The organism is Patescibacteria group bacterium, assembly GCA_028716665.1.
Lineage (GTDB): Bacteria > Patescibacteriota > Patescibacteriia > UBA2591 > JAQUPP01 > JAQUPP01.
Genome location: JAQUPP010000002.1, coordinates 287,905 through 300,595 on the forward strand (window position 1 = coordinate 287,905; position 12,691 = coordinate 300,595).

General features: G+C 35.8%; 13 protein-coding genes and 2 tRNA genes. 10 read left to right on the forward strand and 5 right to left on the reverse strand.

The window, feature by feature from the left end:
- The first annotated feature begins 338 nt into the window (after nucleotides 1-338).
- Nucleotides 339-2,657: an endopeptidase La gene (gene lon / locus PHF10_04625; GenBank protein MDD5535005.1), complete on the forward strand. Its 2,319-nt coding sequence runs from the start codon at nucleotides 339-341 to the stop codon at nucleotides 2,655-2,657.
- Nucleotides 2,658-2,852: 195 nt separating this feature from the next.
- Here the strand turns inward: lon and PHF10_04630 are convergent, their stop codons facing one another.
- The 5 genes from PHF10_04630 to PHF10_04650 are packed head-to-tail and all read right to left on the reverse strand — an operon-like array spanning nucleotide 2,853 to nucleotide 6,068.
- A complete protein-coding gene (locus tag PHF10_04630) occupies nucleotides 2,853-3,206 on the reverse strand; it encodes a hypothetical protein (GenBank protein MDD5535006.1) in 354 nt (117 codons plus the stop codon).
- An 18-nt stretch (nucleotides 3,207-3,224) separates the two neighbouring features.
- Nucleotides 3,225-3,425 carry a hypothetical protein gene (locus tag PHF10_04635; protein ID MDD5535007.1) on the reverse strand — a complete coding sequence of 67 codons (201 nt, stop codon included), beginning with the start codon at nucleotides 3,423-3,425 and terminating at the stop codon, nucleotides 3,225-3,227.
- 56 nt (nucleotides 3,426-3,481) lie between these two features.
- A complete protein-coding gene (locus PHF10_04640) occupies nucleotides 3,482-4,729 on the reverse strand; it encodes a serine hydroxymethyltransferase (GenBank protein MDD5535008.1) in 1,248 nt (415 codons plus the stop codon).
- Nucleotides 4,730-4,747: 18 nt separating this feature from the next.
- The gene (locus PHF10_04645) at nucleotides 4,748-5,545 is read right to left on the reverse strand and encodes an S-methyl-5'-thioadenosine phosphorylase (protein MDD5535009.1); all 798 of its coding nucleotides are present in this window, start codon (nucleotides 5,543-5,545) and stop codon (nucleotides 4,748-4,750) included.
- Between the two features lie 4 nt (nucleotides 5,546-5,549).
- Nucleotides 5,550-6,068: an adenine phosphoribosyltransferase gene (locus PHF10_04650; GenBank protein MDD5535010.1), complete on the reverse strand. Its 519-nt coding sequence runs from the start codon at nucleotides 6,066-6,068 to the stop codon at nucleotides 5,550-5,552.
- A gap of 138 nt (nucleotides 6,069-6,206) precedes the next feature.
- Here PHF10_04650 and PHF10_04655 point away from each other — a divergent pair.
- The 9 genes from PHF10_04655 to PHF10_04695 all read left to right on the forward strand — a co-directional run bounded on the left by PHF10_04655 (nucleotide 6,207) and on the right by PHF10_04695 (nucleotide 12,560).
- Nucleotides 6,207-6,281, forward strand: a tRNA-Glu gene (locus PHF10_04655).
- A 26-nt stretch (nucleotides 6,282-6,307) separates the two neighbouring features.
- Nucleotides 6,308-6,820 carry a hypothetical protein gene (locus PHF10_04660; GenBank protein MDD5535011.1) on the forward strand — a complete coding sequence of 171 codons (513 nt, stop codon included), beginning with the start codon at nucleotides 6,308-6,310 and terminating at the stop codon, nucleotides 6,818-6,820.
- Nucleotides 6,817-7,167: a NifB/NifX family molybdenum-iron cluster-binding protein gene (locus PHF10_04665; GenBank protein MDD5535012.1), complete on the forward strand. Its 351-nt coding sequence runs from the start codon at nucleotides 6,817-6,819 to the stop codon at nucleotides 7,165-7,167. The genes PHF10_04660 and PHF10_04665 overlap by 4 nt, the downstream gene beginning before the upstream one ends.
- Before the next feature lie 203 nt (nucleotides 7,168-7,370).
- Nucleotides 7,371-9,899, forward strand: a complete 2,529-nt coding sequence (locus tag PHF10_04670; GenBank protein MDD5535013.1) for a type IV secretion system DNA-binding domain-containing protein — start codon at nucleotides 7,371-7,373, stop codon at nucleotides 9,897-9,899.
- Nucleotides 9,900-10,010: 111 nt separating this feature from the next.
- Complete coding sequence (locus PHF10_04675; GenBank protein ID MDD5535014.1) at nucleotides 10,011-10,559, forward strand: 50S ribosomal protein L11 methyltransferase; 549 nt, start codon at nucleotides 10,011-10,013, stop codon at nucleotides 10,557-10,559.
- A 53-nt stretch (nucleotides 10,560-10,612) separates the two neighbouring features.
- Nucleotides 10,613-11,704: a DNA polymerase III subunit gamma/tau gene (gene dnaX, locus PHF10_04680; protein ID MDD5535015.1), complete on the forward strand. Its 1,092-nt coding sequence runs from the start codon at nucleotides 10,613-10,615 to the stop codon at nucleotides 11,702-11,704.
- 5 nt (nucleotides 11,705-11,709) lie between these two features.
- A tRNA-Gln gene (locus PHF10_04685) sits at nucleotides 11,710-11,783 on the forward strand.
- Between the two features lie 72 nt (nucleotides 11,784-11,855).
- Nucleotides 11,856-12,095 (forward strand): hypothetical protein, encoded by a 240-nt coding sequence (locus PHF10_04690; protein MDD5535016.1) that lies wholly within the window; start codon nucleotides 11,856-11,858, stop codon nucleotides 12,093-12,095.
- Between the two features lie 243 nt (nucleotides 12,096-12,338).
- Nucleotides 12,339-12,560 (forward strand): hypothetical protein, encoded by a 222-nt coding sequence (locus PHF10_04695; GenBank protein MDD5535017.1) that lies wholly within the window; start codon nucleotides 12,339-12,341, stop codon nucleotides 12,558-12,560.
- Nucleotides 12,561-12,691 lie beyond the last annotated feature (131 nt).

The following is a 12,691-nucleotide window of genomic DNA, read 5'->3' on the forward strand; positions in this document are numbered from 1 at the left end:
ATCGATTATTATATAAATATTTAAGCAAATTTTTCGCCTCTTGTCAACCCCCTCACCAAACACTGATATATTTTTTAAAACACGAAGCCAATTTATTTCTATTTAAGGTATTTTTTTTATTTATATCAAAATTTTAAATTTAGAGATTTAAAAATACAGAGCTGAGTGTTTATCAGTGTTATAGGTGAGGGGGTCAAGTGAGAGTCTTGATTTTAATTTCAAAAGAGTTATAATATAAACAGTTTATAGTTTTTGGTTGATGGTTATGGTTATTCAGTTATTCGTTTATAACCAGAAACTAATAAACTAAAACTAAAAACTAATAACTAAGAACTATTATGATTTTTGGCACAAAAAAAGAATATCCGTTAATTCCTCTGCGCAATGAGGTTATTTTTCCCGGGACCACTGTTCCGGTGGTTTTTAAGAGTTCATATTCTCAAATCGCAGTGGAAGAATCTTTACACAAAGGAAGAATGGCGGTTTTGGCTTGGCGAAAAAGAAATATTCAAGGGCAAATAAGTTTGGAAGATATTCATTCAATGGGAACATTGGTGAAAATTTTGGAAAACCACAAAATGCCCGACGGAACGATTATCGCCATGGTTGAAGGTCAGGCGAGGGTGAAAATAGAAAATATTTTTCCAAAAAATGATTGCGCCATAGTTGAAGTCAGAGAAATTTTGGATGTTGAACAATTGACTTTGGAGGGCGAGGCCTTGCTTCATAATATTGAAGATTATTTTAAGAAATGCGTGGCTTTGGGAATGTCCATTCCGACTGAAACTTTATCAATTATTTTTTCCAGTCCGAAACAATCAGCAAAAATAGATTTGATCGCTTTTTCATTAAGTTTGGAAGTATCGGAAAAACAAAAAATTTTGGAAGAAATTTCTTTGAAAGAAAGATTAGAATTGGTTAATGAAGCCATTCGCCATAAATTGGAAGTTTTACAAGTGGCGAAAAAAATAGAAAAAAAGACAAATGAAAGCATTAATAAAGTTCAGCGAGAAGCAATTTTACATGAACAAATGAAAGCCATTCAAAAAGAGTTGGGAATGGGCGAGCGGGCCGATATCGCGGAATTAAAAAAGAAAATAGAAAAAGCGGAAATGCCGGAAAAAGTCAAGAAAGTCGCTCAAGACGAATTGGAAAGATTAATCGCCATGCCTTCTTTTTCTCCGGAAATTTCTTACATCAGAACATATCTTGATTGGCTGGTTTCTTTGCCTTGGAACATAAAATCAAAAACCGAACTTGATATTTCAAAAGCGGAAAAATTTTTAAATGAAGATCATTACGGACTTACAGATGTTAAAGAAAGAATTTTGGAACATCTGGCTGTTTGCAAATTGGCGAAAAAAATCAGAGGACCGATACTTTGTTTTGCCGGACCTCCGGGCACCGGAAAAACTTCAGTCGGCAAATCCATTGCTCGGGCAATGGGCAGAAAATTTGTCAGAATGTCGCTTGGCGGAATCAGAGACGAAGCGGAAATCAGAGGACATCGCCGAACTTATGTCGGAGCTTTGCCGGGCAGAATTATTCAAGGCGTTAAAAATGCCGGCGCCAATAATCCTATTTTTATGCTGGATGAAATTGATAAAATCGGAGCTGATTTCAGGGGCGATCCTTCTTCAGCTTTACTTGAAGCTCTTGATCCGGAACAAAATTTCGCTTTTTCAGATCATTATATTGAATTGCCGTTTGATCTTTCTGATGTGATGTTTGTCGCCACGGCCAATGTTTTAGACACCATTCCGCCCGCTCTGCGAGACAGAATGGAAATTATTGAATTCCCCGGATATACGGAAGAGGAAAAATTTCATATTGCCAAAAAGTTTTTAATGCCGAAATTAATTGCCGCTCACGGACTTGATGCCAAAAAATTCACCATTACTGACGAAGCGATCAGAGAAGTGGCCACAGGTTATACTCGCGAAGCAGGAGTAAGAAATTTGGAAAGAGAGCTGGCGAAATTATGCCGCAAAATAGCCAAGAAAATTACCGAAGATTCAAAAGAAGCCAAAAAAAATCAAGTTATCGGACCGAAAGATCTTCACCAATATCTCGGACCGATTGTTTTTCAACCTACTTTGGCCGAGAAAAAAGACGAAGTTGGCGTGGCCACGGGTTTAGCATGGACTTCAGCCGGAGGCGAAATTCTTTTTATTGAATCCACAAAAATGCCGGGCAAAGGCAATTTGATTTTAACCGGTCATTTGGGAGAGGTGATGAAAGAATCTGCTCAGGCCGCTTTTTCTTACGCTCGCAGCCATTGCCAAGAATTAAAAATAAATAAAGATTTTTATAAAAATTTTGATTTGCACATTCATGTTCCGGCAGGCGCCACACCGAAAGACGGACCTTCGGCCGGCGTAGCCATGGCCATTTCGCTTATTTCTTGTTTGACTAACAGATCAACAAAAAGAGAAGTTGGAATGACGGGTGAAATAACTTTGCGCGGCAAGGTTTTGGAAATCGGGGGAGTGAAAGAGAAAATTTTAGCCGCTCATCGAGCCGGTTTGAAAAAAATAATTCTTCCCGCGGAAAATAAAAAAGATTTGGAAAAATTGCCGGAAAAAGTTAAAAAAGATTTGCAATTTATTTTCGTCAAACATATTGATGAAGCGATTAAGGTTGTCTTAAATAAATAATAATTTAAGATTTGACGCAATAAAAATATGCTTATTAATAAGCATATTTTTATTATTTGACGTTTATATTGTAATTTATAAAGTTAAATCATTTCTCACGGCCGTGAGAAATGATTTAACTTTTTTTATTTTAAAAATGACATTATTATTTATAAAGAATTAGGGACTGGCGTTTTAACGTCAGTCCCTTTTAGATTAGAGTTCTGTGATTGTCTGTATTTGACTTTTATGAATCCGTCCATTTTTAGGCCAGTCCTCTGGAAATTGACTACGAGCACGAGCAACTCGGTCAATTTCTATGGTAATTAATTCTAACTCCACAGTTTTTAGAATCCCAATTACGTCTAAATAGTTTGGACCCGGGAAAGCCAAAAGGTCTATACGAACCTTCACTTTTTTACCGATTAATGGCTTAAATTCCTTTTCATTTTCTTTTTCCAAAAATTTGTTTATCTTCGCTTTCTTTTTTAGAGCCATTTCTGCATTTATCTCTTTTGTTGAACTTTTCCGCGCTTCTCTTAAAGGATAAACCTTTTTCTTTTCTTTCATTTTTCCCTCCTTTTTATTTCACCTTGTTCCGCCGCAACTATCTAGATTTCCGCCAACTTTTTTCTTCCAAATTTCTGAAATATCATCTTTATTCATCCATATTTGACGAAATTTTGGTTTTATCCATGGACAAAACTCTTTTCCGCAATCTAAACAAATTGTTGTCCAAGCGTCAGTTTCATGAGTATTTTCACTTCCACAATAATTACAATGTTCCATTTTTCCTCCTTTTTTAAGTTTAAATAACTGTTATCTATTTTAACATATTTTAAAAATTAGTAAAGTGGAAATTTCTGAGTTAATTTTTTGATTATTTTTTTCGCTTCTGCTGCTGTTTTTTTATTTTTTGGATTCCAAATTAAATCAGCGATCAGCTTGCCGACAATTTTCATTTCTTTTTCTTTCATTCCGCGAGTGGTTAAAGCCGCAGTGCCGATACGAATTCCTGACGGGCTGAACGGGGGATTCGGATCAAAGGGAATAGTATTGCGATTTAAATAAACACCGACTGCTTCCAATAATTTTTCCGCTTCTTTGCCGTTTAATCCGGTTTTTCTGAGATCGGCCAAAATCAAGTGATTTTCAGTGCCGTCAGTAATCAAATCAATTCCGCTTGCTTTTAAGGTTTGTGCCAAAACTTTCGCGTTTGCCAAAACTTGCTTGATATATTTTTTAAAAGACGGTTTTAAAATTTCACTCAAACAAACCGCAATCGCGCCGGTAGTGTGATCGTGTGGACCTCCTTGCATTCCGGGAAAAATCATTTTATTTATTTTTTCCGAATATTCGTTTCTGGAAAAAATCATCGCTCCGCGCGGACCGCGCAAAGTTTTATGAGTCGTAGTGGTAATAATGTCACAATAAGGAAACGGACTCGGATGAAGTCCGGCCGCGACGATGCCGGCAATGTGCGATATGTCAGCCATTAAAATCGCTCCGCATTTTTTGGCGATTTTGCCGAAAGCTTCAAAATCAATTTTTCTTGAATAAGCCGTGGCTCCGCAAATAATAAGTTTTGGTTTTTCCTGCAAAGCTATTTTTTCAATTTCTTGATAATTCAAAAGAAAAGTTTTCGGGTCAACGCCGTATTTGATTGCTTTAAAAATTTTTCCCGAAAGATTGACCGGATGGCCGTGAGTCAAATGTCCGCCTTGCGGCAAAGCCATGCCCATAATTTTATCGCCCGGATTAAGCAAGGCGAAATAAACTTCCAAATTAGCAGGCGAGCCGGAATATGGCTGAACATTAACCGACCAATTATCCCATTGATTTTTGGGCAAAAATATTTTCTTCGCTCTGGCGATGGCCAATTTTTCTATTTCATCAATAAATTCATTTCCGCCGTAATATCTTTTGTCGGCATAACCTTCGGAATATTTATTGGTTAGAACCGAACCGGAAACCTCCATAACCGAAGGCGAAGCGAAATTTTCCGAAGCGATTAAAACCAAACCGTTTTTTTGGCGGTTCAATTCTTTTTTGATTAATTTGGCTATTTGCGGGTCGGTTTGTTGAAGTTTCATAATTGATAATGTTTTAATTTATAATATTGCGTTTTTTAAGGCCTGACCACAGGAACAATTTTGCTTGTCGGGCAAACCTTTTATTATTTCTAAAAATATTTTTTTTACCTTTTCATTGTTGACTCGGAAAACTTCCATAACTTCTTGCGCATTAACAGGTTTAATATCAGGTCTTCCTTGCAGACCGGCATCATAGTCGGTGACTAACGAAATGTTCAAATAGCACATTTCCAATTCGCGAGCCAGAATCACTTCCGGATATTGGGTCATATTTATTACGTCCCAATTCATTTTAGAATAAAAATTAGATTCAGCTTTGGTGGAAAATCTCGGACCTTCAATAACAACCACTGTGCCATTTTTATGGCAGGGGATTTTTAATTTTCGGCAAGTATCAGCCGCTATTTTTCGTAAATTCGGGCAATAGGGTTCAGCGGCGGAAATATGAACGATTTTCGGCCCGTTAAAATAAGTGCTTTTTCGGTTATTGGTTTTATCAACAAATTGATCGCAAATTACGAGATCACCCGGTTTTATTTTTTCTTTCAAGCTGCCGACTGCGGTTGAGGTTAAAATTATTTCGCAACCCAATTTTTTTAAAGCGAATAAATTCGCCTGATAGGGGACTTTGTGCGGCGGAAATTGATGATGTTTGCCGTGCCGCGGAAGAAAGGCGATTTTTTTGCCCGCGTATTCGGCAAGTAAAATTTTATCAGATGGTTTTCCGTAAGGCGTATTCACGGAAATTTCTTTGCCTTTTAGAAAACTGTAAAATCCAGAACCGCCGATAATGCCAATTTTTTGTTCATTTTTCATATTATTAATATTTTACTAATGATTTAATTGGACAATTTTTTAATTTTCTTTTTCCATTTAAGCCTTTTAATTCAATAAAAAAAGCGGCGCCGATAATTTTACCGCCGAGCTGTTTGGCCAGTTTGATGCTGGCTTCCATTGTTCCGCCGGTGGCCAAAACATCATCAACCAATAAAATTCTTTGACCGGGCAAAATGGCATCGCGATGCATTTCTAAAATGTTTGAGGCGTATTCCAAATCATATTTTGTACTGATGGTTTTATAAGGCAGTTTGCCTTTTTTTCTTACCAATGCCACGCCGGCGCCCAGTTTATATGCCACAGGCGCGGCCAAAAGAAAACCGCGGGCGTCAATCGCCACCACGATGTCAATTTTCTTTTTAAGATACGGTTTGGCAAGTTCGTTGATTAAATCGCGAAACATTTTTTTATCCTGCAGAACAGGAGTAATGTCGCGGAAGGTGACCCCTTTCTGGGGCCAATCGGAAATTGAGCGGATTTTATTTTCAAATTTGTTAATCATATGGAAGTTATTATACAAAATTTTATTTTAATTGTCCACACTGATTTAGGTTATAAGGGGTTTGCCAAGTTTATTAAAAATGTTATAATATTTCTATAAGTCGCTTTCGCATGGTTGCGTTAGTCCGCCAAAATTTAGGGCGTCTTCGTCTAACGATTAGGACCCATGGTTCTCAACCATGTAACACGGGTTTGACTCCCGTAGACGCTACCAGAAAATTTAAATTAACATTTTAACTTATGTTTGAAGAAAAAACATCAAAAGATATATTACCAGAACAATTCCCTCCAAAAGAGGAAAAGATTAGAATTGAAAAAGAAAAACTGCCGGAAATTCAGGAAAAAAGGGAAGAATCAATTTCCAGAGAAGAAGAAACAACAAGAATAAATCCTTTGCGCCGCCACACTCCGATTATTTCTCAAAAAGTAAAAGAACAAGAACTTTTGGAAGTAAGTGAAACACTTAAAGAAATTGAAGCTATTTTATCCGAAGGAATGGAAGAAACATATCAAAACTTGCCGGAAAATTTAAAAAAACAATTTAAAGAAGAGGGAAGAGAGACGGCGAGAAAAATAGAAAAAGTTTGTTCGTCGGTAAAAGTAGTCATTCAGAAAATTTTGGATTTGATAAAAAGATGGTTGCTGATTATTCCGGCCGTTAATGTATTTTTCTTGGAACAGGAGGCAAAAATAAAAACTGACAAAATTTTAGCTTTAATTGAAAAAAATAAAAAACAAAAAATACAATTATGATTATTTGTTTAACCAGCGAAACTAAAAAAATTAATTCTTTGTTATCTACGCGTTTTGAGCAAAGCAAGTATTTTTTATTTATTGACACTCAAAACAGACAGATAGAAACAATCGTCAATAATGTTAAAAATGACGGCGCGGCTTATTTGGTCGCCGAGAAGAAACCGGATATTATTATTACCGGCAATATTACCGGTAATTCATTTGATTTTTTAAAAGCTTCAGGCATTAAAATAGCTTCGGGCGTTTTCGGCATTACTGCCCAAGAAGCGTTGGAAAGATATCAAACAGGCATGATTAAAGAAGCGGGAAATTTACCCGGTGCGGCAAAAGGCAGGATACTTTAACGAGCTACGAATTTCGTCTTCACTCAACGCTCCAAATCCTTGAAAATTATACTCGTTTTATTCTGAAAAATTCATAACTCCTCCCGAATAGGTCGTCAAACAAATGAATTTTTCAATAAAACTCCTTAATTTTCTAAGGATTTTCCGCAATATCGTTCAGGCGAAATTCTCCACGATTATAATTAATTTTTTGAATTATAAATATGGAATCAATAGAAATAGATTTATCATCAGTTGATTTACAATTTTTTCAAAGCATTTGGTTTTTTATTATTCTTTTTGTCGTCATCGCGGGAATCATAATTTTTATAATTTTAAGGCAACGTTTGAAAAAATCAGTCAGCATGAATTTTGCTTTTCAAAATGTCAGTTTATTGATTACTCTCCCCAAAGAATCAAAAGAAGACGAAAATAAAAAAACGACCATTAAAGAATATTTAATGCCGATGGAGAATTTTTTTGACAATATCGGCGGACTGAAAGCTCAAAGAGGATGGCATAGTAAATTTGCCGGACGAACAGACAGTTTTTCATTTGAAATAGTTTCTGATAAAGAGGGGACTATTTCTTTTTATATAGTCGTGCCAAAATATTTGCAGCAATTTTTTGAGCAGCAACTGCACGCGCAATATCCAATGGCGGAAATAGAACAAGTGGAAGATTATAATATTTTTACTCCAAAAAGCACTATTGCCGGCGTTAATTTAAAATTAAAAAAGCATTATATTTTTCCGATTAAAACTTACGCTAAATCTGAAGTTGATCCTTTAAATGCTATTACCAATGCTTTAAGCAAGATTGCTGAAGGCGACGCGGCGGCGATTCAAATTGTCGCTTGCTCAGCCAAGAGCGAATGGCATCGCTTGGGAGCAAAAGTAGCTTCGGCTATGCAACAAGGCAAAAAATTAAAAGAAGCAATGTCGTCAATTACGGGCGGCGGACTTTCAGGATTTTTCAAAGGTTTTGGCGAGGCCGCTTTTCCACAACCCTCCAAACCTGACGCGAAAGGCGAACCGAAAAAACTTTATCAGCTCTCTCCAATGGAACAGGAAATAATCAAAACTTTGGAAGAAAAAGCCGGTCGGGCGGGAATGGACGTTAATATCAGAATTATTGTTTCCGCTAAAGATAAAATAAAAGCTGAAGCGTATCTTAACAATATAGTTAATGCTTTCTCTCAATATAACGCTTACGAATACGGCAACAGTTTTACCGTGGTTAAAGTGAGTCCGGCGGTTGTTGCCAGACAATTTATTTATCGTCTTTTTAATGAAAAATATAAATTCGTTTTAAATACGGAAGAAATTACCAGTATTTTTCATTTGCCTTTGCCGATTACGGAAACCCCGAATATTCATTGGCTGATTGCCAAAAAAGCTCCAGCGCCGGTTAATCTTCCGACTGAAGGAATTATTTTGGGCAAAAATATTTATCGCGGCGAGGAAAAACTTATCCGCATTCAAACAGACGATCGCCGCCGCCATTTGTACATCATCGGTAAATCCGGTACGGGTAAATCTGTTTTGATTTCCAATATGGCCATTCAGGATATTAAAAACGGCAATGGAGTTTGCGTTATTGATCCGCATGGCGATTTGGTAAATTCTATTTTAGAAAATATTCCAAAAGAAAGAATGAATGACGTTATTTATTTTGATCCTTCGGATACGGAACGGCCAATCGGCTTGAATATGCTGGAAGCCAGAAGCATGGATCAAAGAGATTTTGCCGTTCAGGAAATGATTGCCATATTTTACAAACTTTTCCCGCCGGAAATGATCGGCCCGATGTTTGAACACAATATGCGCAATGTGATGTTAACCTTGATGAACGATATTAAAAATCCGGGCACGATTGCCGAAATTCCAAGAATGTTTTCCGATGCGGAATTTCAGGCGCTTTGGGTGTCAAAATTAACCGATCCGGTTGTTCGCTCTTTTTGGGAAAAAGAAATGGCCAAAACGTCAGATTTTCATAAATCGGAAATGCTTGGTTATTTGATTTCCAAAGTCGGACGGTTTGTGGAAAATGAGATGATGAGAAATGTCATCGGACAAACACATTCGGGATTTGACGTCAGAGACATAATGGATAATCAAAAAATATTATTGGTTAATTTATCAAAAGGAAAAGTCGGAGAAGTCAATGCGAATTTATTGGGTTTGATTATTGTTTCCAAATTGCAAATGGCTGCCATGGGACGAGCCGAGCTTCCGGAATCGGAGCGCAAAGATTTTTATCTTTATGTTGACGAGTTCCAAAATTTCATCACTGATTCAATCACCACCATTCTTTCCGAAGCGAGAAAATATCGCTTATGCTTGACAATTGCTCATCAATATATCGGGCAGCTTTCAAAAGGGGCTGATACTTCCATTCGCGACGCGGTTTTGGGAACTGTCGGCACGTTGGTCGCTTTTAAAATGGGTGTTGAAGACACTGAAATTTTGGCCAAAGAATTTGCGCCGGTTTTCAGTTCTTATGATTTGATTAATGTTGAAAAATTCAACGCTTACATCAAATTATTGGTTAACAATCAATCCGCTCGGCCGTTCAATATGATAACCATACCGCCGCAAAAAGGAGATTCGGAAATTGGGCGCGTTATCAAGGAAGCGTCTCGTTTGAAATACGGAAAACCGAGAGCCGAAGTGAATAAAGAAATAATGGAACGTTCAAGATTGGGTTCTGTGCCTTTAAATCAAGAAGCTGAAGTAGAAAGAACTCTTTAAACTTCATAATGCAATTTTTTATTATTTATTAACGAGTTAACGGATTAACGAATTAATTTTAACTCGTGAACTCATTAATTCGTTAATTTATAATTTGGAATTCTCACAAAAATGCAAATTTTTTATTATTCAGTTTTATTTTTATTTCTTATAGCAGTTGTTTTTATTTTTACCTCAATCTATCGGGGGATTTTTTTAATTAAGTCCGGAACTCCTTGGGTGCCGCTTAAAGAAAAAAATATCAGGCGATTGTTAAAACTGGCCAATCTTAATGAAAATAATATTCTTTTTGATTTGGGAAGCGGGGAGGGAAGAATAGTGATTATTGCCGCCAAGGAATTTAAAGTTAAAAAAGTTTATGGCGTGGAAATCAGTTTGTTTCTGCATTGGCTGGCGAAATTAAAAGTTATTTTTTCCCGTTTATCCGATAAAGTAAATTTAAAATGCGAGAATTTTTTCAAAACAGATTTAACAGAAGCAGATGTCATTATTTGTTATCTTCTGCCGGCCACATTGGAAAAATTAAAAAATAAATTTTTGAAAGAATTAAAACCCGGCGCAAAAATTTTAAGTTTTATGTTTCCGATTAAGGGAATGGATCCGGAAGAAGTGAACAGATTATTGCCTGATTCCCCGCCAATTTATGTTTATCGCATTTGATTTTTTAAAAATGTTACAATGTTATAATGTTAAAATGTTAAAATAAATTTATTATGGTCATTTATCGCAAATACAGGCCTCAAAAATTCAGCGAAGTTATCGGTCAAGATAATGTTGTTAAAATTTTGGAAAACGAAATCAAGCAGGATAAAATCGCTCACGCTTTTTTATTAACCGGTCCGCGCGGTTTGGGTAAAACCACTCTTTCGCGCTTGATTGCCAAATCGGTTAATTGCAAAAACAGAAAACCCGGTCAAAGCGAACCTTGCAACACTTGCGAAAATTGTTTGGATATCACGAAAGGAAGATTTTTGGATTTGATTGAATTGGACGCCGCTTCGCAAACAGGAGTTGATAATGTCAGGGAAAATATTATTGCTTACAGCCGACTACCCCCGACCATCGGGAAATATAAAGTGTTTGTCATTGATGAATGCCATATGCTTTCCACTTCGGCTTTTAACGCACTTTTGAAAACTTTGGAAGAACCGCCGTCTTACGTTATTTTTATTCTCGCCACCACGGAAATTCACAAATTGCCGGAAACGATTATTTCGCGATGTCAAAGATTTGACTTAACAAAAGTTCCGATTGAAAAAATTTTCAATCGACTTAAAAATATAATGAAATTGGAAAAAATAAAAATTGACGACGAAATATTAAAAATTGTTGCTCGAAGATCAGAAGGTTATGTCCGCGACGCGGAAAGTTTGATGAGTCAGATTTTGGCTTTGGGCGGCGAGGAAATTACCATGGAAGAGGCGAGTTTGGTTATTCCGCCCACTCAAACAAAATTGCACATTGAATTTATTGATTTGATAATCAATGACAACAGCCAGGAAGCGGTAAAAATGGTTAATCATCTTTTGGACGAAGGCGTGGATTTGGAACAATTTATTACTGACTTGATTGAATTTTTGAGAAAAATGATTTTGGTGAAAATCGGCGCGATAAAAGATGATTTTTGGGAACAATTTGACGATGTCACAACCAAAAAAATGAAAGAGTTTGGCGAAAAAATTGAAACAAAAAAACTCATCACTATTATTGACGAATTTATAAAAACAAAAATTCAATTGGGCTACAGCGAAATTCCTCAATTGCCAATAGAATTGGCGGTTTTAAAACTTTGCCAGACGAAATAAATTATTGCGGGATCGTCTAATGGTAGGACACATCCCTCTGGAGGATGTTATCTTGGTTCGAATCCAAGTCCCGCAGCCAACAATTTTAGCTATATAGGACAAGGTAAAGCTGGTTCGATTTCAAGATTATTTTTTTTGATATAATAGAATTATGAAATTGACAAATGATAGTTACATAATTTCTATAGGCACAAAAAACTTCACTGAAAAATATTTTCGAGATGAAGGGGGTTGGATGAAAATTTCAGCGAAAGGTAAGAAGTTTCGCATGACAGCAGAACAGCTTCTCAATCATCTATTACCAGCCATAGCTCATGTAAAACCAGGACTAACATGGAAAGTTGAATACAAATACAAGAAAGAATTAAAATCTGCCAAAAAGAAATCATAAATTTTAAGCGTATTACCCCATCTAGTGGGACTTTTCTGTTTTTTAACCCATATTTTCCATTAAAAAGGTTCCAATATCGTTCCATTACTCCGGTTTATAAATGCAAAATCTTAATTTTTTTATATTTTTTAAAGAATAAAACAAGGTTGAAAGCCTTGATTTTTCATTAAACAAAGAATATAATAATCAGTATAGAATAATCAGCAAAATTATAAAATGTAATTTAAATTTATATAAATAATTATGAATTGGCTTAAACAAAACTGGTCTAAAATACTCTCATATATATTAAAAGGATTTATTTTATATTTATGTGGGGCAATAATTTATACTTGGCTTAAGTCTGAAGGGAGTGTTGGGGAGAGGTTATGCACTTTTGTTATTGCTATTGCTTTAATTTTTATGCTTACAGCAGATTTTCAAAAAGACATTATCGCGTGGTTTAAAAAAATCTTTAAAGAATAATTATAAACGTTTTTTAATATAATTTATTTTGTAATTTGTAGGTATTTAAATAGAAGTAAAAAGTTTATAAACAATACATTGGGCGTAGAGTGGATGTGTTTAAAAATAAGACAAATGAAAGGTCAAATTTT

Bases quoted from the DNA above. Each gene is read 5' to 3' on its own strand.
- lon (MDD5535005.1), top strand. From the start codon at position 339: ATGATTTTTGGCACAAAAAAAGAATATCCGTTAATTCCTCTGCGCAAT.
- PHF10_04630 (MDD5535006.1), bottom strand. From the start codon at position 3,206: ATGAAAGAAAAGAAAAAGGTTTATCCTTTAAGAGAAGCGCGGAAAAGT.
- PHF10_04635 (MDD5535007.1), bottom strand. From the start codon at position 3,425: ATGGAACATTGTAATTATTGTGGAAGTGAAAATACTCATGAAACTGAC.
- PHF10_04640 (MDD5535008.1), bottom strand. From the start codon at position 4,729: ATGAAACTTCAACAAACCGACCCGCAAATAGCCAAATTAATCAAAAAA.
- PHF10_04645 (MDD5535009.1), bottom strand. From the start codon at position 5,545: ATGAAAAATGAACAAAAAATTGGCATTATCGGCGGTTCTGGATTTTAC.
- PHF10_04650 (MDD5535010.1), bottom strand. From the start codon at position 6,068: ATGATTAACAAATTTGAAAATAAAATCCGCTCAATTTCCGATTGGCCC.
- PHF10_04660 (MDD5535011.1), top strand. From the start codon at position 6,308: ATGTTTGAAGAAAAAACATCAAAAGATATATTACCAGAACAATTCCCT.
- PHF10_04665 (MDD5535012.1), top strand. From the start codon at position 6,817: ATGATTATTTGTTTAACCAGCGAAACTAAAAAAATTAATTCTTTGTTA.
- PHF10_04670 (MDD5535013.1), top strand. From the start codon at position 7,371: ATGGAATCAATAGAAATAGATTTATCATCAGTTGATTTACAATTTTTT.
- PHF10_04675 (MDD5535014.1), top strand. From the start codon at position 10,011: ATGCAAATTTTTTATTATTCAGTTTTATTTTTATTTCTTATAGCAGTT.
- dnaX (MDD5535015.1), top strand. From the start codon at position 10,613: ATGGTCATTTATCGCAAATACAGGCCTCAAAAATTCAGCGAAGTTATC.
- PHF10_04690 (MDD5535016.1), top strand. From the start codon at position 11,856: ATGAAATTGACAAATGATAGTTACATAATTTCTATAGGCACAAAAAAC.
- PHF10_04695 (MDD5535017.1), top strand. From the start codon at position 12,339: ATGAATTGGCTTAAACAAAACTGGTCTAAAATACTCTCATATATATTA.